The following is a 22,747-nucleotide window of genomic DNA, read 5'->3' as shown; positions in this document are numbered from 1 at the left end:
AAAATAGTGCTAAAATATATATTATTAAATTTTAAGGAGGTGTTTTTTGTTTTATGGAATTAAAGGCACGCCACATAGAAATTTTTAAGATGATTGTTGAAAAATTTTTTGAGACAGGAGAACCTGTTGGATCTAAAAAATTAGTTGAATCAAAACACTTGACTTCTTCATCTGCAACTATTAGAAATATTATGTCTGATCTTGAAAAGATTGGTTTTCTAGAAAAACCGCATGTATCTGGTGGGAGAATACCTTCAACTAAAGGCCTTGAATACTATACGAAATATATTGCATATAATCCAAAGAAGTTTTTTAATAAAAGTTTGAGTGATATTCTTGTAAAGAAAAGATTGAGTGTAGATTCTACATTAGATGAAGCTGCTAATTTGATTAGTAAAATGGCACATTTTACTGTTGTTGCAACCTCCAATAATAAAGATGAAAAATTAAAAAGTATTCAATTGACACCTCTTGATACGTCTTCAGCAGTTATTGTTATTGTTACCAGTAGTGGTAATGTGCAAAATAAAATTTTTGATTTTAGCGATGATATTGCTTTAAATGATTTGAGAATTGCCGTGCGACTATTTAAAGAAAGACTAATTGATACGCCTTTAATTGAATTGGCTGAAAGAGCTAAGGCTTTGTTACCTTTATTTAAAGAAAGAATAGGCAATTATGAAAAAATATTAGAAAAGTTTGTAAAAACTATTTTCGTTTTTGAAGAAAAGATTCAAAATAAAACCTATAACAAAAACGCAATGATTTTATCAAAAGATATATCTCGTGAAGAATTGGTTGACTTATTAGATCTCATCGAAAAACATTCGGTATGATCAATGATTGAAAATAATTTGGATGAAGACAATAAAATTAAGCTTGATTTTTCAAGAGAAAATTTAAATATTATTAGTAAAAAAATTGACTTTGAGAACGATAAAAATATTAAGGAAATCTCAATTATGGGTCCTAAAAATATTGATATTGATGAATCATTAGAAACGTTAGACATATTGGCAAAAATAGTGCAAAAAGGAGATAAATAATGTGAGATTTTAAAAAATACGAAAAAGTAAATTTTGAGCTATGTGAGAAAGAAAATCACAAAGAAAAAATAACACACTTTTCATACGTTTGAGATTATGATGATGTTGATCCTATTATTAATGAAATATTAAACAAAGGTAAGAGTGAAGCTGACGATTTACTTAGTTATAGGATTAAGAAAAAAAGTTATGTTCTTAAATTGGTTTCAGTCGTTGGCCTAGATGATTGAACAAAAAAATTAATTGAAAAAAATATCATTCTTACAAATGAACTTTCAGAAAAAAAAGATAGAATTAAATCTTTGGAGGAAACTATCGAAAAAATTAACAACGAAAAAGAGGAGTTAAGAGTTAAATCAATAATCGAAGCTAATAAATTTAAGGATGAGGTTATTGCAATTCAAAAGAAGGCCCAAGACTTAATTAGTGATCATAAACAAAAAAATAATGATCATCAAGAAAAACAAATTGCTGAAGCAAAGAAATATGCGCTTCAATCTTTTATGGAAAATATAATTCAACCTATAAATAATTTTGAAAAAGCAATTCTTGCTGCTAAAAAAATTGATAATGATACATTGAAAAATTTTATTGTCGGATTTCATATGTTATATAATCAGGTTGAAAATATTCTGTTTGATTTTGGATTGAATAAAATTATTCCAAATGTTGGTGATAAGTTTGATTCTAATATTCATCAAGTTTATGAATTGGTTGCATCAGATTTAGAAAAAGATACAATTTTAGAAGTAAAAAATATTGGTTATAAACTAAATGATAGAACTATTAAACCGGCATTAGTTATTGTTTCAAAATAATTCGCTATTTTTTCCTAAATTAGCAAATAAAAATAATAACGTAAATAGAATTTAATAAAATGAAATGAGGAAAAAAATGCAATTACCTTTTATACCAGTTAAGAAGCAGATAATACTGCCACAATCAATGGATGAAATAAGAGTGGGAAAGAAAAATTCGGTTCTTGCCTTACAAAGTGCATTGGATAGTAAGGAATCTAATAATAAGATATTAATAACTTTTATTAAGGAACAATATATAAATGCCGAAGTAATTACCTCTTCGTCAATGCTAGAAGATTATGGCATTGTAGCTCTTATCAAAGAATCATCGGAAAATAAAGGTGTTTATAAAATAAGCCTTGATGCAGATAAAATTGTTAAAATTAATGAAATTCATTCGTCTGATACCAACCCGGAAGCACCGCTAATATATGCTTCATTTGAATACAAAAACGAAAAAGGGCAAAAGGTCGATATTGAAAAAATAAAAAATTCTATTGAATACTTAAATAATTTTGTTTTAAAACTTGAACCGCAAACAGATAAAAATTTTTCGTCAATTTCTAAACAGGTATTTAACTTTGAAAAAGTCAAAGATTTTGCAATGCAAATGAATTCACTGGTTAAATATAACAAGGAAGAAAAAATCGATGAATTGATATGAAAAAATTTTGCAATTATTAGAGAAGCCTTTACTCGAGATGAACTATTAGGTTTTTTGTCTTTAGATATTTACGATCTTATTAAAAATATCGCCGATAGATTAGCTTGAAAAAAAGAGTCAACAAATATTGACATAGAAATAACTAAGAAATTAAATGAAGAAATGGAAAGCTCACAAAGAGATTTTCTTCTTCGTGAAAAGATGAAGCAGTTAAGACAAATGCTTAATGATGAATCACAAAATAATGCCGAAAATATGGAAAAAGACCCAGAAACTAGCCGCAAGTTTCCTAAATATGTAATCGAAGCATTGAAGACTGAACAAGCTCGCTTGGCTGCCATGATGGCTTCGAGCCCAGAGGCAAATATCTCTAAAACATACATTGATTTAATTTTGGCATTACCATGAAGAAAAGTAAGTAAAGAATTAATTGATATAAATCATGTTAGAGAAGTTTTAAATAAACACCATTTTGGACTTGAAAAACCAAAAAAGAGAATTTTAGAATTTATTTCAGTTCTTACTCACAAACAAAATCAAAAAGAAACTGGTGATTATTTGCCTATTAAAAATGATTCTGACCATTTTATTGATACAAAATTATTCGTTCATAAAACTGGTGATACCTTGAATAATCCAGTTAATAATATCCCTATTTTAACCTTGATCGGTCCTCCAGGAACAGGGAAAACCACATTAGCAAAATCCATTGCAGAAGCTTTAAAAAGAAAATTTATCAAGGTATCGCTTGGTGGTGTAAAAGATGAAAGCGAAATTAGAGGGCATAGAAAAACCTATGTTGGGGCAATGCCTGGGAAAATTATCTCCGCTATTAAAAAGGCAGGTGTTTCTAACCCAGTTATTCTTCTTGATGAAATAGATAAAATGTCTTCTGATTTTAGAGGCGACCCAACTAGTGCTATGTTGGAGGTTCTTGACCCTGAACAAAATGCTAATTTTCAAGATCATTATCTTGACCTTGAATATGATTTATCAAAGGTTTTATTCATAGCTACTGCCAACTATTTTGATTCGATCCCACCTGCATTAGTTGATCGTGTTGAATTACTAGAATTGTCAACATATACCACTGCCGAAAAATTAGAAATAGCTAAAGCACACTTAATGCCCAAAGTTTTAGAACAGAATTCGCTTAAGGAATCGCAAATCCAAATTGATGATGAGATTATAAAATTTATAATTCTTTCATATACAAGAGAAAGTGGTGTCCGTGAGCTTAAACGTTTATTAGATAATATAGCTCGTAAAATAGTTGTGAAAATATTAGATAATGAAATTAAGGATGAATTTAGAGTTTCTAAAGATGTTGTTGTTGATTTCTTGGGCCCAATTAGATTCGAAGATGATGAAAACGAAAATAGAGATCAAATCGGTGTTGTTAATGGCCTTGCATACACAAGCTTTGGTGGTTCTACACTAGCCATTGAGGTTACTACATTTCCGGGCAAAGACGGGATAAAATTAACCGGTCATTTAAAGGAAGTTATGAAGGAATCTGCACAAATTGCCTTAGGTTATGTGAGAGCAAATGCTGAAAAATTCGGAATTAATTTTGATTTTGATAATAAGGCAATTCACATCCACGTACCAGCGGGCGCTATTCCAAAAGATGGACCATCAGCCGGTGTTACATTTACTACTTCTATAATTAGTGCGCTAACTAGAAAACCAGTTCCCGCAAATATTGGTATGACTGGCGAGATAACGTTGAGAGGTAAAGTATTACCAATTGGTGGACTGAAAGAGAAATCATTAGCTGCATGTCAATTTGGAATTAAAAAAATATTTATTCCATATGACAATATTAAAAATTTAGTTGATGTACCAGAGGAAGTTAAAAAAGAAGTTACTTTTGTACCTGTGAAGTATTATGAAGAAATATTTGATGATATCTTTAAGACAAAATAATTAGAAAAAAACCTGCTTTAAAGCAGGTTTTTTATTGTTTATTTTATGTTAACTAGATACTTTAATGTTCTTATATATTGATTAACAAACGACGATTCGTTATCATATCATGCATAAACTTTGTATAATTTTTTGCCATCAACTTCTAATGCTTGAGTTAATTGAGCATCAAATATTGAACCAGCGGTTGAACCAATAATATCACTAGAAACAATAGGATCTTCAGTATAGAAAAAAGATTCTGAACTTGCATTTTTCATTGCCTTATTAATTTCCTCGACAGTTGTATCTCTTTTAAGCTCAACAGTAACATCAATAATTGACCCTGTAATAGTTGGAACTCTTAAAGCAATACCATTCATTTTACCCTTTAGCGATGGGATAACCTTACCTATCGATTTAGCCGCACCTGTTGTGGTTGGAATCATATTTGAGGAAGCAGCTCTCGCTCTTCTTAAATCTGAATGAGGTGCATCTTGTAATCTTTGGTCCGCAGTGAATGAGTGTACAGTGGTCATGAAGCCTTTTTCAATACCGAATTCATTTTCTAAAACATTTAGAACAGGTGCTAGACAGTTTGTTGTACATGATGCTCCAGAAACAACAACATCGTCTTTTGTTAAAATATTTTCATTAACTGAATAAACTATAGTTTTTACATCCGCACTTTTTGAAGGGGCCGTAATTAAAACTTTTTTTGCTCCAGCATTAATATGCAGTTGGGCTAGTTCAGTTGTTAAGAATCTACCTGTACCTTCAACAACCACATCGACTGCCAATTGTTTTCAAGGGAGTTGAGCCGGATCTTTTTCACTAAATATTGGAAACTCTTTACCCTCCACAATTATTGATTTTTCAGTGTTTGAAACACTAAATGGAAACACGCCATGAGCTGTATCGTATTTTAATAAGTGTGCTAATGTTTTTGCATCAGTTAGGTCGTTGATTCCAACAATTTCAACATCTGCATCATTTCATATTTTTCTAAAGATTAAACGGCCTATTCTACCAAAGCCGTTAATTGCTATTTTTGCCTTCATTTTATTTATACTCCATAAATAATAAAATAATTAATTTAATATTAATAATTATAATTCTAAAATAACTTAAAAAAACAAAATATTAGGGATTTTATAATATAGATAATTCCTTAAATTGTGTTATATTCTTAAATATTAAAATTTAACAAAATTAGCAATTTTGTCTTAAAAATTATAAATTCTATATTTTAAAAGAAAAAAATATTTTGTTTTTTGTTATTAAGTATTTTATTATTACAAATAATTATTTTTCAACTTAAATTAAGCTCTAAAAAAAAAAAAAAAAAACATTTTTTAACCCAAAAATGAATTATTTTTTTAAAAAAAGCGCTTAAAATAAGCAAAAAATGCGAACTTAAATAAGTATTTATTTAAAAAATATGTTTTTTAGTTTAAACTATTAAATGAATTTACAAAAATTTTATTGTATTCAATAACAGTTAAATTTTCAATTTAAATAATGGAGGAGGGCAAAATTATGGACAATGTAAAGCCTGTTCATTTAGCAAGCGAAAAAGCCATAAATCGAAAAATAAAGGTATCAATAATCATTGGAACAATTTTTATTCTTTTATTTCTTGCTTTGTTAAGTGTAGCAATAGCATATTTAGCAGATTACTTGGTTTACATGAATACAGATAGTGATGGGCTATTATGAACCGTAGCACAACGCAGTAAAGGTTTATTTAACTTGTTTGGTTAAATAATAAAGGAGGAAACATGAATGAAAGAAATTTAGATTTAGAAAAGAAGCATAGAAAAGTAAAAAAAGGTGTTATTGTAACTTCTTTATTAACTGCAATACCGGCTATTACCTTAGCTGCTATTGTTCCTTTTCTTCATAATACTGAATATAAGTCAATAGATACAAAAGCTCATGATGACTTGGTTCAAGAGCAAAAGAAGGCTAGAATATTTTTAAATAAGTATGATGAAATGCTTTCGGAGCAATCAAAAAATAAATTACAAACAGCAATTAACTATGCAAATCAATTAATCGCAAATAAAATTAGCAATCAAACAGCTGATGCTGTCTCGGCCATTAGAAATATGCTTGATCAAAGAAATATTTTAAAAAGAATGGTAAGCAGTTTAATGCTTGTTGATTCAAACAGTACAAAAGTAGCGCGTGATGCTATAGAACAACTAGGCAATTTAGTTAAGTCACCAGATTTAAAAAATGAGTTTAATAAACAACTAGACATCTATAATGCTAGTCAGCAAACTTATGATGATAAACAAAAATTTGCTGATGAGGTTGAAAAAATAATTGCTAAGCAAGACAAGATAGCATTTGATCTAGAATTAAAAATGAATGTTTTTGTCCTAAAGAATATTCAAAAAACAGATAGACTTAATATCAGTATTAAGAATGTTAAGGTTCTAAAATTAATTGATTTTATCAACGGCAAACTTGAACAAAATGTTTTATCTAGGGATAGTGTTGTTGATGTCTTGGATACATTGTTTACAACACAAAGTAATGATTTATTTAAAGATGAATCAATTAATAATGAAGCTGAAATTCAAAAAATTTATTCACAAATTGTTGAGGCAAAAAATCAAGTTGCAACAATGGATTTAGACTAGACAATAAAACAAATCATTTATGATGAACTAGATGCTATTAAGAAGTTTGTAATAGAAAATAAAGGAAATCTATCATTTGAAGTTATAGGACTGCAAGATTCAAAAAAAATAACGGCTTCACAAGTTATAAGTGACTATATATCAACAATAATCAACAAAACATCAGACTATTTTGGCAGTGATGAAACTACCTTAAACAAGGTAAAAGACTTAATTGCACAAGCAGATAAAATTAAACAACAGGTTGATAGCAAGTTTATTGGTGCTATTGATTTTGCTATTATGCAAGCAAATAATAAGGTTAAAGATACAGACCCTTCAACCAACAAATTAAAAACTCCAGCATATAAAATTCATTCCGATTTATATAGGGCGTTAAATGAAATAGCTATTGCGAATAAATTACTTAATGATGCGAAGGAAGAAATTAATAAAATTCAAGATGCAAATTTTAAGCAAGCACTTATTGACAAAATTGAAAATCAAGAATTCAAAAGTAGTGCCGGTTTCTTTGAATATGTTTCAACTATAAATCAGATATTAAGTGATATTGACACTAATAATACCCTTAAAAATTTCTATAAAGAACAATTCAACATATTATCTAAACAGTTGAAATTTACATCCGGAAAAAATAGATACAACAAAACTTTTGTAAATGATGATTCTACGCTTTTAAATGTGCAACAAGCACTTTTGGCTATTAATGAAATTGACTTTGAGAATACTTCTCTTGCCGATTTAAGTAGTAAATTTGAGGAATATAGCGAATATGAAAGAATTGCCAACAAGAAGGAAATTGAAACTATTATTGAAGGAATCGAAGGCGAAGTTTCAAAAATCGTTAATATAAATAAATATTATCCAACCATTAAAAAGACATGAGAGGAATTAAAGTCTAAATTATTAAGTTTAGCTGCCATAAATTCAACAGCAACTCGTAAAGAAATGTCTGTTTTTGAAGATGAAAAAGCCATTTTACCTAATGGTCAAAAAGCGATAGCGGGTGGTTTAATCAAGGAAGCTCTTGATTTCTTTGATGTTTCTAAACTTTCACATCAATCAAGCCCAATTTTTGAAGATAATAATAAATTATTAGATGATATAAAAAATGAATGAAAGGATAATCCTGATTCTCCTGTTGCAAAGGATCTTGCTTTTAAAACGGCCCGCATTTCTGCCGATATTAAGCTAGTGATGGAAGATGATAAGCTAACATTAGAACAAAAAGAAGCAGAAATTGCTAAATTAAAGAAGTTACAAGATGAATATGCGAAGAAGGTTGTAAGTGCAAAAAAATTGGAAAATACCAAAGATGAAACTGCCCAAATTTTAGCAATTGTGAAAAATAAGGAAAAGGTTAAAACTTATCTTGGTAAGGAATTAAATGAAATTCAAAAACTTAAAAGATTATCTGATGAAGCACTAAAAAATCCGACAGAATATGATTTGGATGATATTCAAACCAAATTATCAATAGCATTAAAAGATTTTGAAAATAAGCGTTCAATTTTAGAATCATCAACACAATCCTCAATTATTGCACAGTTAATTGATGACACATTTTCATCTCGTCGCGAAGAAGGCAAAACAACTCCTGTTGAAGCTAAATTTTTAGCTAAATTAGCTGATTTGCAAGCCGAGGTAGATGCTATTAAAAACGAAAAGAATTTATCGGAAAAAGAAAAGAGCGATAAACGTCAACTTTTAGCTAATAAGTTTGATGTTTTGCGTGAATCAATTGAAGTTGCGGCAACATTTGAGCTAGCTATTAAACAACTTGAAATTGAAAATAAAGAATCTAAGAAAGTTTATCAATCTTTAAAAGTCGATTCAACTAATGATAACTTGTTTAAAACTATAGAGGCTAGAGATCAAATTAGAACCATTGTTGCTAAACTTGGGGTTTTAAATACGGAAACTGATGGATTAATTGAAAAATATCACAATATTGTTGATAAGGAATTATACAATCCAGAAATACATAATAAGACATGATTAGCGAAACAAAATATAGATATCGCTGGTCGCACGCAAAAGATTAAATTAGAAGTTGCTAAGGATAAATTAATTAAAGAAAAAATATTATTAGCAAATAATAAACTTGCAGACACAGAATTATTTAATAATTTAAAAATTAATAATGATCCATTTGCATTAATAAATGGTGATATTGAAATATTTGAAAAAGCTAGTCAAGATGGGCTTAATAACATTGATAAGGTTCAAAAAAGTATTGATGAAATGAGTGCAAGCATTACATCTATTCAAGATGAACTTAAAGTATTGTATAGTGATTTGATTAAAGAATCAGATGAAGAAAAAGTTAAAGATATTAGAAGCAAAATTGAATCAAAAAATTTCCAAATTGAAGGTATTTCGCAACGCATTACCTTTGCTTATCAAAATATTATTAACGATACAAATCGAACGGTTGCAAAAATTGCTTCACAACATGATTTACACGAAAAAACTAAATCATCAGCAATTGAATTATCAAAAGTTGATAAAAACAAATATTTGGAACTATATACAGCTTTTACACAAGTTATCAATGTTAATAGAGGTTCGCTAAATGATACATTAGCAGAAATTAATGATAAGATTATTGCCTTAAATGAGATAAATGCAAAAATAGAAATTTCTAAAGAAGTTAAAGATGCTATTGTTCGCCTGCAAGCCGTAAGAGATAATCAATATAAAAATGAAGCAAATGATAAGTCACAAAGATATATTTTTGAAAAAATAGATAAAGAAATTGAAGAGGAAATTATTCAATTTAGTACCTATATTTCTAATTATCGAACCACCAAAGCAGATCTATCCAATCAAAAACAAAGAATTGAATATTTAATTAATCAACATACTGTTAAGAAACAAGAAATTCATAGTCAATTTGAAGATGCTAAGGCTCGTTTAGAAAGACAAATCAATAAGTTCCTAAATGATGAACAAACTGAAAAATTTTCAGTTTTGGTTTCAAATCCTAGCCTAAATAGTGGTTCAGAAATTCAAAAGTTAAAATTGAAATTTGATGAATTAGTTAATAAAACAAAACCTATCCCATCAGATCAAACAAGTAAATCTAATTATGATAAAGCCAAATTTGATGACTTAAAAGCATTATCTTCGAAAGTAGATATTAGTTTTAGAAAAGATGAATTTAAACATACTAAATCATTGGTAGATAGCAAACTAGATAATTTAAAAAATAAGATGAATGAATCGCCAACTATAACTCTACAAAATAACATAACTATTGAGAATTTTATTTCAAATATTAATGAAACTATTCTTCATGCTGATAATGAGGTAACACCGAGAGTTAATGCTATCGATGTGAATGATGTCTTATCTGAAACTCGTAGAATTGAAACCTTAGGAAACTTGATTGATGAACAATTAGCTGTTTCAAAAAGATTATTAGAACTAAAAAATAATAGAAGCACTGATGCATACAATCGTTTAGTAAGTGCTCTTGTTAAGTCAATCCCTGGACAAAGTGCCTCGACAGCACTAATTGAGGATAAAATAACAGAATTGCGGAATGCTTTTGTTGAGTCCGTACCTTTTGAACAATTAAAACAAAATCAAAAGGAAAGATTTGATGCATTTAAAAAGGAAGTAGAAAGCAAGGTTAATACACAAATTCACGATGCTAAAGTAAAAGAATCATTAGTTGGGACTGATGGTTTAATTTCGGAATATGTTAAAGAACTTGAAGCAATTACATACGTAGATGATAAGGCTAAATATATTGGAGAAGTTAATGAAGTTAATAAAAAACTGCAAATTGTAAGAACTAATTTTAAAGCAATTTTATCATTAGCTGAATCCGTAAAAGAAAATGAAGATAAGGTAGCAAAATTAACGGTAGCAGATGGTCCAATTAAGGACGTATTTGATAACCTAAAAGAACAGTTTAAGAAGCAAATTGATGATGCCAAAGCTTCATATAATGATCCTACAAAATATTCAATTTTAAGCCAAAAGAAAGCCGATATATCTTCATTGGTTGTAAGACTAGAAAAGGTTATTGAATTAAATAATAATATTAAAACCTTAAAAACAGAATCAACTCAAATGGCCTATAGAGAAGGTAGAAATACTAATGGTGCTGCGGCTGCTAAGGAAAAGCTAACTAGATATGTAGGAAAATTAGAATCATATGCAAAAGATGCAAAGGTAAATAGTGATTTAAACCAAATGCAAATTTTGGATGAAATAGTTACTAAATTCAAGAGATTAATTACAAAACAAAAAGACATTTTATCAAAATATGATTCACTTGGTGAATGAAATTTTGACAGTCAAAAATATGGCTATGATATTGATCAAAAGAATCTAGGTCAAATTGTAATTGAATCAATTCCAGAAATACCACAAGATACATTTGCTCCAATAACTATAACTTCAAAAATTGATAATGCAACCAAAGTACTTGAAAGCCAACACCTTGCCTATCAATCACTTTACAATACAAGAAAATCTGCATATGAAGAAATTAAAAAGGCTTTTGATAATGAAAATAATATGCTAACAACTTCTGATAAGTATAAAAATCAAGATCAGAAAATATTTGATGAACTTAAAAAAGATAGGACGCAAAGATTTAAAGAAAGATTATTAACCATTTCCCAAATAATGAATGCCACTGATATTAATGCAATTGATAATATAAAATCAGAGGTTTTATCATCACACTCTTTATTTGATAAATATGCTGATTTAGCTGTTGTTGTTGCACAAGCTAAAAAACAAGTAGAAACTGGAAGAAATGCCACAAATAAATCTGATGCTTTAAATAAGGCAATTCAAGTATTGGAAAATGAGTTTAATATTGTGGAAAAAACATCAGCTACGCAATCAAAGGATAATTTTTACTTTGGCGTTTTAATTGCATTAGAAATTGAGGCAAAGCACAAATTAATTGAAAGTAATGCTAAAAAGATAGATATTTTAATTTCTTATTCTGATAAATTGAGTAAATTGAATAGCACAAGTGAAATTAGTGAGGAAGCTAAAAAACCGCTAAAGAAAATTCTAGATGATTTGTTAGTTGAATTAGGTAACCGGGACGCTATTGATGTACGTGGTTTAGAAGCATTAAAAGAAACATATTTAGATGTTGGAAAAAATAGCTTTGAAATTAGTTTAAAAAATAGTATCGAACTAAAAAAAGCTATCACCGCTGCTGAAGCATTTATTCCTACAAACGGTGATAATGATTATAAAACTAAGGAATCGCAAGCGATGCGTAATTTATATCAAGCATTGCAACAAGCTGTTGATGAAGCTAAAAGTAATATAAAAGTTGAACATCATAATGAAGAAAATAAATTAGCTTCTATATTTAAACTTACTAATCAAACGGAAAGTGTAATTCAAAAACTTAAAGATCAAAAACGTGAAGAATTACGAGAATTAAAGGCACAAATAGATGAAGCAAATAATTTTATAACATCATCATATTCTAATGCGGGTAGCGATAAAACAAAAACTCCTTTACAAGATACATTTACAAATGATGCTGTTTCATTATCGGTCGATACTACTTTAGATACACTAGACAATATTAAAGGTGCTAATGAAAAATTATTAAAGGCCAAAAAAGCTCTTGAAGATCAAATTAAGGCAATTGTTAAATATGAAAAAAATCATCTAACTCTTGTTAAAGATAGATTAGATTTATATGTTAAATTATTTAAGTCACAACAAGTTTCGATAGATAATTCAAATAATAAGCAATTAACCCAAGAGCAATCAAAAAAACTTAGTGTTCTATTTAATCTTGATAAACTAATTGATAGCTTTGAACGTAATGTTCAAAAAGCCGGCCAAATTCTAAGCAAGGATACTTCAAACTATAAACTAATTTCACAAGAATTAAGAAATACAACTAATACCCTCGAAAATGATTATCAAACAATTAAGACTTTAACCAAAAGTGCATCCGAACAATTAAAAACGCAAATTAACTCATTTAATGAGGAAATGAAGCAAAATAGTTCAAGTACGAATAATGTTTTTGGAATTGTTAAATTATTAGATGAAAAATTAAATACCTCAAGTAGTGATAATATTAATGGCATTAATGAAATAAAACAAAATATTCAAAAAGTCGAAGAAGCAAATAGCGCACTTCCTGCTAACTTTAATGATCTTGCAGTTCAACAATTGAACATTAATTTTAATAATGATATTAATAGTTCGAATAATGCAACAATAAAAGATGATTTTAAAAAATACTATGAGGCTATTGAAAAATTAATCAAGGCATTAGAAGCTATTGATACATTGATTTATGGTTCAAGTGATTTAAATACAGCCAAGCGTTCACAAGGTAATTTAATTAACTTTTACACAGAAGTGGTATCAAAATCAGATTTTCAAAATATGTTAAGTTTAATTGCTGGAGATCATTTTAAACAGAATAATTCATCAAATACTGTATTTGCCAATATTATTAATTTATACAATACTATTCATAATTCCGCTAAGACACAAATGCAAATTACTGATACTGCTTTAACCAATAAAAATGCCTCTATATCCTCAAAACAAGAAGCATTAAAAGGTATTTTTGCTAATTTGAATAATTTAAATACGTGAATAAATGATCAAGGAAATAATATTTTCTTATTTGATTATATCAATCGCAATGGTGAAGAAAAAATTAGAGAAGTAGAACCTAAATCTACAACATTATATGAAGATTTTATTGAACAAATTAATAAAATCAGTAATCATTCTAGTGCCATGGAACTTGATATAACACAAAATAATGGCCTATTAGATTTATTTGATAAATTTGGAATTTTAAAAAATATCGGCAATTTACCTTACAATACAACTAACGTTAGAGTATATATTACCAGAGCCGCCGCATCAAACCCATGGGCTCCTGAATTCTTGCAAACCGACACTTCAACAAAAAAGACAAAAATCAATTTAAAAGTTGTATATAAAAAACCAACATCACATTCAACGCAGAACTTCTTTAATGATGTAGCAGATAGAACGCTTACATATAATGATGTTTGAATTACATTTAAGACACTATCTTTATTTAGAGTTACTAAAAACGATTTGGGAAGTGAATCTAATACAAAAGAACAAAACAAACAATTTATTAATAGCCATAAAATATTCGAGGCCAAAAAAGCTGGATGAAATAATAGAAATATGAATGTTAACTTAATGAATGCTATTGCAGAGGGAGCAAATAAGCACTTGATTAATCACGATATTAAGTATATTCGTGAGGATGTCACTTTTACTGGTAAACAATGAGATGATTCATTATTTAACAAAGTACAAAAACCAGAAAATCTAGATTTATATAAACTTTCATTAGAAGATGCTATGAAACAAGAATATGCAAATTTCGATCTTTCGAATTCGCATCCTAACTTAAAATATAAAGTACGACTTAAAGAAGAAGGATTATTATTTGATAAAAACGGCGCCGGAAGGAAATATAAACATGCTAAGTTGCCAAACGGGAAAATGTTTTCGTATTGAACACAAACAGGTGCTGACCTTGATTTTACATCCAATTATTTTAGAAATTGGATACCATTTGGTTATACAATACCGGTTGTCTTCGAAGAAAACAATCGACAAGATTTTGGGGTATTGCATATTTGATATGAACTAAAAATTGATAATAATATAAATCAGAATAATGCGTCATTTAAATTTACTGTTTCAGGAAAAGCAGAGTGACATTTCTTTCCTCCGAAAGATGAAGCTGAGAACAATCAAATTAATATGAATCAGTTGGTTATGGAAAACCCTGATAATATCAATATTAAAGCCTATGTTTTTGCTGAAATGTTTGCAGCAAAATGAACTGATAAAACTAAACAAGCAAATAATTCTAATAATAAAGGATATCCAGTTTATAGCAATAATAATCCTAACGGTAGACGTGGTGGTACTGAATGAAATGAGCCACAAATTATTAAAGCATATGATCATTTTGATTTCATGGTAAGGATTCATGAGGATAAAGAAGGGGATAAATAATGAATAGAAGAACAAAAAAAAGAACAACCGCCGTTGTTATGGCTACAATTGCCACTGCATCGACATTAGCTGCGGTATTTTTAACCAAGCATCATAATGATTTTGTGGCCTCAGAAACCAATAATAGATTATTGAAAGAATTTGAAAAAAGTAATTCACTTTTTGAAAAAGTTGTCAAAAAACTTTCTCCAAGTCCAAAACAAATTAAGGAACTTGACAAATTAATTGATGCGGTAAAATTAACATTATCTAACCCCAACTCAACTGCTGTTGAAAAATTTATTTCCCTAGATGACATAAAAAATGTGCAAAAAGATTACATCATTAAGTATGTTAAGAGACTAATAAGTAATAATGAAATCAATAAATATAGTATAAAAGAAATTGAGGAATTATTAAAGGATCAGGCATCAAGAATTAGAGAAATAGACATTAAAAATCAATTTGATTCTATTGATCTTACTGATTTAAAAATCGGTCTTTCTTCTTTTGCAAAATTAAACAAAGAACAACAATTTAATTGAATTAATAGATACAGTGAAACATTAACAATTAAAATTGAATTACAAAGAAGTTTAATCGAAAAATATCTTTTAATACCAAGCAATAGCTTTGATGAAAATATTGTTGAATTAAAAAAGATGCTTCCTACAAAAGCATTACGTGGTGATATTGAACAGGTTATTAATCAAATTGAAAATGACTTGTTATTTAATGATTTTAGAATTAATGATATAGCTATTAATAAACAATTAGTTGAAAATAAAATAATGGATACAAGAAGTACAACTAAGCATGGAGAATTCAATGATTTTTATCAAAAAACAATTAAAGATATTGAAAAAAGTATTGATGCAAACATTTTATTTATAACTTCTGAAATTCTTAAAAAATCTATTAATAGACAAACTGACAAAGATTTATCTGAGCAGTTAGAGCTATTAAGTAACAAAATACTGTTAACTAATTCTGTTTTGCAAAATAAAAATGTTTTTGATCAAATGATTACATTTGTTATAAAAAATAAAATGATTTTGCAAGAAGAATTAAATGAAATACTTAATTATCAAGTAACCAAAAATTATATTAACTTGGTTGAATATTACAACAATATAGTTGCAATCAAAATTGATAGTTCATTAACCATAGCTGATTTGCGATTAGCAAAAGCTAATTTTGATATTTATGAAAAAGCCTTAAATGATCAACAATTATCATCGGAACAAATTATTAATGAATTTAAGCTTTTTGTTGAATATGTAAAAAATGTAAATATCAATAATCTAGCCAATCATTTTGGAGCAATTCTGAATGAAAAGGACTATAAGGTTTTAGTTAATACAAATAACTTTGAAAAAAATAATAAACAAGAAATTATTAATAAAGTTATTGATTTCATGAATCGAATTAATCATATTCAATATTTGGATAGTTACATCACAAATATTATTAATGAATATTCACAAGTACATAAAAACAATCCTAGATTATTAAATGAACAAGAATTAAATATTGTTTTAAATCAATTAGCAGAGGTAGATAATGCTAATATTAATGATGTCCAAGATAAAATATCAGATATTAACGATTCGGTTTCTACATTAGTTGAAACTAGATTAGAACTTGCAAATATCGCCAAAGAAATTGATGATACTATTATTAATATCAACGGATTTAATAGTAAGAATAAAGAAAAATATTTAAGCAAAGATGTATTGCAAAAAGCAACAGATTTAAAAAATCAGATATTAAGCGAAAATATTATTGCTAATTTAACAACACAACAAATTATTGAAAAAAAATATAGTATAAGAGAACAACTAAGAACCCTACAAAAGGCTCAGTTAGATTATTTACAAAAAGCGACATCACTTGAAATTGCAAGATTAAAGGATTATGATTTATTAAGTATTACACAGTTAACTAGTGATAAACTGAATCAAGTAAAATCGCAAAAAGTTGACATTACCTTACTTGCTAAAATATTTGATAAATTAAACATTGAATCTAAAAAAATTACATCAATTAATTACAATCCAATAATTTCAAAAGATATCCTTAATCAAATTCAAAAATATAAATTAATTGCTATCCTCGAAACGACGTATCTGCAAAATAATGCCGCTCAATCACGTATGGACGTTGAAGATTATACATTATTAACATTTAACCCAACTAATGAGCACCCACATATTTATACTGATTATGAACAAACACAACTAGATAAATTAAGCAAAACTAAACAGGATCTTACTGATCGAGCTACAGAAATTAATAATTTATTAAAAGAACTATCAAACGGTAATAGTGTCGATACACAAAAAATAAACTCATTTAGTAATACTAAATCAGTTGAAGATGTTATTGAAATAACAAGTAATATTCAAGAAAGTGCCAAAATAATCAGAAAAGTTAATTCCACTCTCAATGATCTTGATAAGCTTATTGATGAAATTAATGGTGATGATGATATTAAACATCAATTTGTGCAGGATTTTGCAGAAATCGAACAAATTAAAGCAGATATTAAAAAAGCGCTATCTGCTACACCAGTTGATTTTGCTTTGGTTAATAGATTAAGCCAGGAAGCTGATAAAAAACTTGTAAACCTAAGAGACAAGTGAAAAGATAGTAGTCTTGAATCGCAAATTAAAAGTATTGAAAAATTAATTAATAAAAATTATCCACACCAGGATGCATCGGAGCCTGTTTCCGAGGGAGAATCATCGCTACGTTATGCCTATAATGAACTGTTAAATCAGTCGCGTCAACAAGGTTTAACAAAATCGGAAAAAGATGAGATTCTAGATAAGGCTAATAAAATTAAGGCAATGATTCCTTATGTAAAGGATATTGAAAATAATATTGCAAGATATGAAAAAATATCAGATGAATATAATGCCCATATTGATAAACGATCACGTGTTCCTCAAACAATCGCTTCCGCAGAAGGAACCAAAAATGAAATTGATTTGGTAATTAGACAAATTGCTAACATTAATAATTTACCTGATGTTGCAAAAGTAGCTGATTCGGCAAGACTATCAAAATCTATTAATGATGACCTCGATCTCGCTTTTCATAAAGATCAAATTCGTGCACGAAACGAAGCTATTCAAGCCAAAACATATCCGATATCTGCTAATTTAAAACCAATTGAAACAAAAATAAATGATGCTATTAAACAATTGGATGCATATGCTAAAAGCAAGGAAACTACAACATCAGATGTCACTGCACTTGATGCTGTAAAAGTCTTAACAGGACAATCTGAACTTGTTGATATTACTAAACGTGCTATTTTAGAAGCTGATAAAATCAAAAATTCACCTTCATTAGTGGAAACAGAATCAGCTAAGGATGCAAATGCTTTATTAGATGAAATTGAAAAAAATTTACCTGATCATTCTGACACAATTGAATTAATCGGAAAGAAAAAGAAAGCTATTGAGGATGCTATTGTTATTGCACAATCAAAACACGAATTACGTAAGATTGTAATTAATGATTTAGTTAATGTTTTAAGTGAAGATCAACAAAAGTATAGAATCCTTGAAGTTGTTAAGAATAAAGTTAATGCTGCTAAGGAAATATATGAAAAAATTCTTTCTGTCAATTCTTCATCAGGGGGTGAAGCTTATACTCCCGAAAGTCTTGCGTTGAAAGTTGAAGAACTAAATGAATTAGTTAAGAAACTTGCTATCGAACGTGATGATCTCATTAATAAATATAAGGAAGAAAAAGCAAGAATTGAACTCGAGGTTATTCAGTATGATAAAAAGTCATATCATAATCTAGCTAAGCCCGATGCCTTAACAACCTTTGATAATTATGAAAAAGCCCGTCAAAAATATGTAATGGATATTAATGATCCTATTAACTCAACCATTGAATCAATTAGAGAAAATGAAAGAATGATGGCTGCGGGTTATCATAAGGATATAGTTTTAATCACTCTGGAAAAATATAAAAATTTTGTAAAAACAAATGTCGACGCCCTTCATTCTTCATCGGAAAAGAATTTTATTAAAACTTATTCTGATAGATTTTTAGCAAGAATAAATAATCAAATATCAATTGATATCGATTTTCCTATAGCTCAAAATTTAATTGTCAATATTAATGAGATGCTAAAATTCCATGTGTTGCAAATTGGCGTAGCGACAGAATTAGATTTATACCAAAAGGATTTAGATTCAGATGTCAAAACACGCGCCATTGCTGAACTTAAGGCATTATTAAGCGATGAACACGCACCATTAGAAACATTAAAAATTAAGCAACAAAATGAATATGTTCTTAAGGAATTGACTCGTATTAAAGAAGAAGCTGGTCTGAGAGCAAGAAACAAACAAAAGGCAATTGGTTTATTGCAACACTTTGAAAACTTCCGTGCCCTTCCTGGATTGAATAATGGCCAAAATCAAAATCGTGTTTTAGTTAATGAAATTGCTAAGCAAATTTTTGGCACTAAAATAATTGAACTGGGAGATCTAGCTGATAATAGCCTAGCAACAAATTCTAAGGAAGCTATTGATCAAATACTATCATCAAACTTGCAATCAACGACTAAGGCTCAACTTTTACAAGTTAAAAATCGAATTGAAACTATTGAAAAAATCAAGGAATATTATGACATACTCGCTTTAATTATTGGTTCTGCCGAAACAATAATTAGCGCTGCAGGTTCTGCAATTAATGATACTGTTAATTCATATATAACGCAAGATTTAAATCCTTTATTATCACAAGCGAGAGATTTATTTAAAACAGTAAGTACAGATAATACAAAAACATCAGATGAATTGGCTGAAATAAATAAACAAAAATTTGTTGATTTAATTAAAAAAATTCAAGTATCAAAAGAACGTATTTTAGATGTTATCGAAGTCACAGAAAAGATTATCGGTAAGATTAAAGATATTAATAGTGATCTTACATTTTATGATCTTGAATCAATCAGTGGAACAAGAAATAATGACAAAATTGACAGTTGATTGAACTCATTATTAGCCGAAGCTGCTAACAATCTATCTGAAACAACGGATTTACAAAAGTCTCAAAGAATTCAAAAGGTTAAATCAAAAAGTGAAGAGACATTAAAATTAGTTCAATTGTTAAAACAAGTATCTCAAACAGTGGGAATATGAAGACTTGAACGCCAAGGTTCATCAAATTACGATGCAACGCAATTTGATGAAAATAAATTAATCCAATTTATGTGAAATGCCTTGCCTAATATTGGACAAAATCCTGAAAAAGAACAGATTACTAAATATATTAATGAATTAACTACTAAGGTTAATGAACAAACGAAAATACGTCAAACTCGTAAAGACTTATTTGATGCTATTAATAACATTAAGGGTTCTGCAGTATATCAAAACGCTAAACAATATCTGCCCCTAATAACATCATTAAATAATCAAATAGATGATATTATCGATGCATCAACTAATAAAGAGGAAACAAATAGCGTAGAAAAGTTAAATGAAAATCTAAATAAGGTTAATAACCTAAAAGCATTTTTATCTAAGTTAGTCGAACTCGCCTCAAAAGCAACGGAAATTGAACAGTTTGTTAGTGCTTTCGTTCCTTTGGATGTTACTGTGAATACAAATAAGGCTGAGTTAGAAAATGAATTAGCTACTGTTAAAACATTATATGAAGCCAATATTTCATCAGCAGACCAAACTGAGGAAGCATCAAATAAAATTGATAAGAAAATCAAGAAACTTGAACTTCTTAAAGCACGTTTAGAAGTTTATCAACAGCTAGCAAGTGTTAAGTTAAAAATTAAAAATGATACTGTTATTATAGCGAACGAAAAAGCAGTAATTAATAAAAAAATTACAGAATTTGAAAATGAATTAAAACAAGTCCAATTAGATGAAAATACTGATCCTAATACATTTGCAAACTTAGCACAAAAGTGATTGAATGGAACTGGTAATGATTCAATTGAATATGTTTTTGCCAACGCTAAAACATTAGCATACAAATACCAAGACGCCCAAAATATTCTTTCTTATAAACAAACAGGATTAAATGAATTACTTGATTCTGAGGCTGTTAAGGAAGCTTATAATCAGTTGCAGACATTAATTACGGAATCAAAGCAGTTAAACTCTAATACTAATAATGATGAATTAGCTAAATTAGCTCAGATAAAGAAGATTCAAGATAAAATTGATGGTATTGTTAATGAAAAAGTTAACTCAGCAAGATCTCTTCGTACTAAAACTAGCGAGCTTCATACTAAATTATCAAAACCAGGCCAAAATGATGTGCTATTACCAACATTTGAAGCAAATGCTGTTAATTCATTAAACATTAATAATGTGAAAACCAAAGATAATACTTATTCTGAGGCAGTAGAAGCAATTAATAAAACTAATACCGCTTTGAGAAAAGCACTTGATGAATATAAGAAGCAAATTGTTGCTACTTTTGATACCCAACAAACACTTTTAAATACCGAGTTTCAGAAGCTTGTTGATTTCAATGCAAATATAATTAATGATACATTATGGACACAAGGCGCTAAAGATAAACTAATAAATCTAGTTCTTGTAAATTTAAAGGTGCATATTAGCGCCAGCTATAATTATTTTACTATATTTTCAATTAGTTTTTAAAAAATTAAAATTTTGACATTAACATTTTTTTCTTTTACGTGTGAAATTAAATGCGTGTGAATCGCGAGCGCGCACACATACTTTAAAGTACAGGGGGAGAGGCGCACAAAAAACCTTAAACAGGTGTGCTTTTCTTCCCCTTGCATTAATAAATATATTAATGCACTGTTATTTTTTATAGAAAAAAATTGTTTAAAAAAATATATTTTTTATTAATTTTTGTTAAAAATTATTTACAAACAACTATTTTTTAAGTAATTATTATATATATTTGCATATATATAATTTTCAAACACTATAAACTGGATAACAAAAAGGACTAAAAAATAAATATTAAATTATGGTGCATTTATAACCAATTTTAAAGTTATTTAAATTATTCAAAATTTTTAGTAAACATACATCAAAACTATATATTGTTTCATACGTTTTTAATTGGCTTTTTTATTAAATGTGATATAAAAGCTTCTGCATTGTTATTAATAAAAAAGTCAATATTTTTATCATCAATTTCTGTTAGCCCATAAAAATTATTATTTATATATTTGCACAAAGAAAATAACAAGTTGGAACGATTTAAACCTAAATATTTTTTGATTATACTCTTATTGCTATAAATAAAATTAATTAGTTCATCATATTTTTTATTGTGCATAAAATTATTAAAAATAAGTTTTAAATCTAGATTTTCTTTAGACTTTAATTGTTCTAAACCATACTTTAATTCAGCAGAATTATTAAAAATTGCATTAATTTTTTGAAATAGATGAAATCTACATAATATGTATTTAGCCTTTATTTTCTTTGCTAAATTTGAAATTCATTTTGCTCCATCACCAAGCAGAATTAGCTTGCAATTTTTATCATAATATTTTTTAATAACTATATTTATTTGCTCGATTAAATATGCAAAACTTATCTGTTTTTTGGTTGTTGAAAAGATAAAAAAATGATTCTTATTTATTATTATAAAATATAAAAACAAGGGTTAAACCTTGTTTTTTTATGT

9 protein-coding genes are annotated in these 22,747 nt (G+C 28.1%); 7 read left to right on the top strand and 2 right to left on the bottom strand.

Translation table 4 applies throughout. The features are described 5' to 3' along the window. The first annotated feature begins 53 nt into the window (after positions 1-53). The 3 genes from hrcA (at position 54) to lon (ending at position 4,439) form a co-directional block, all read left to right on the top strand. Positions 54-1,046: a heat-inducible transcriptional repressor HrcA gene (hrcA, locus tag ACSH4Z_RS02800; RefSeq protein WP_438340469.1), complete on the top strand. Its 993-nt coding sequence runs from the start codon at positions 54-56 to the stop codon at positions 1,044-1,046. After that, the gene (locus ACSH4Z_RS02795) at positions 1,046-1,864 is read left to right on the top strand and encodes a nucleotide exchange factor GrpE (RefSeq protein ID WP_438340468.1); all 819 of its coding nucleotides are present in this window, start codon (positions 1,046-1,048) and stop codon (positions 1,862-1,864) included. Before hrcA ends, ACSH4Z_RS02795 begins: the two co-directional genes overlap by 1 nt. Before the next feature lie 64 nt (positions 1,865-1,928). Further along, on the top strand, positions 1,929-4,439 hold the full coding sequence (lon, locus tag ACSH4Z_RS02790) for an endopeptidase La (RefSeq protein ID WP_438340467.1): 2,511 nt from the start codon (positions 1,929-1,931) through the stop codon (positions 4,437-4,439). A gap of 38 nt (positions 4,440-4,477) precedes the next feature. On the opposite strand, the gene gap is transcribed toward lon, so the two are convergent. After that, positions 4,478-5,479, bottom strand: coding sequence for a type I glyceraldehyde-3-phosphate dehydrogenase (gene gap, locus ACSH4Z_RS02785; protein ID WP_438340466.1), 1,002 nt, complete (start codon positions 5,477-5,479; stop codon positions 4,478-4,480). A 478-nt stretch (positions 5,480-5,957) separates the two neighbouring features. On the opposite strand from gap, the gene ACSH4Z_RS02780 reads away from it, so the two are divergent. From ACSH4Z_RS02780 to ACSH4Z_RS02765, 4 genes are all read left to right on the top strand, one after another. Then, positions 5,958-6,182, top strand: coding sequence for a hypothetical protein (locus tag ACSH4Z_RS02780; RefSeq protein WP_438340465.1), 225 nt, complete (start codon positions 5,958-5,960; stop codon positions 6,180-6,182). 17 nt (positions 6,183-6,199) lie between these two features. Next, a complete protein-coding gene (locus tag ACSH4Z_RS02775) occupies positions 6,200-7,069 on the top strand; it encodes a hypothetical protein (protein ID WP_438340464.1) in 870 nt (289 codons plus the stop codon). 282 nt (positions 7,070-7,351) lie between these two features. Continuing rightward, positions 7,352-15,100: a hypothetical protein gene (locus ACSH4Z_RS02770; protein WP_438340463.1), complete on the top strand. Its 7,749-nt coding sequence runs from the start codon at positions 7,352-7,354 to the stop codon at positions 15,098-15,100. Continuing rightward, positions 15,100-21,738 carry a hypothetical protein gene (locus ACSH4Z_RS02765; RefSeq protein ID WP_438340462.1) on the top strand — a complete coding sequence of 2,213 codons (6,639 nt, stop codon included), beginning with the start codon at positions 15,100-15,102 and terminating at the stop codon, positions 21,736-21,738. Before ACSH4Z_RS02770 ends, ACSH4Z_RS02765 begins: the two co-directional genes overlap by 1 nt. Positions 21,739-22,147: 409 nt before the next feature. On the opposite strand, the gene ACSH4Z_RS02760 is transcribed toward ACSH4Z_RS02765, so the two are convergent. Continuing rightward, the gene (locus ACSH4Z_RS02760) at positions 22,148-22,723 is read right to left on the bottom strand and encodes a UPF0236 family transposase-like protein (protein ID WP_438340461.1); all 576 of its coding nucleotides are present in this window, start codon (positions 22,721-22,723) and stop codon (positions 22,148-22,150) included. Positions 22,724-22,747: the final 24 nt, after the last annotated feature.

Source organism: Mycoplasma sp. 125 (assembly GCF_051549845.1).
Classification (GTDB): Bacteria; Bacillota_I; Bacilli_A; order Mycoplasmatales; family Metamycoplasmataceae; genus Metamycoplasma.
The sequence above is the reverse complement of the archived record's forward strand: the minus strand, read 5'-3'. Positions and strand labels throughout refer to the sequence as shown.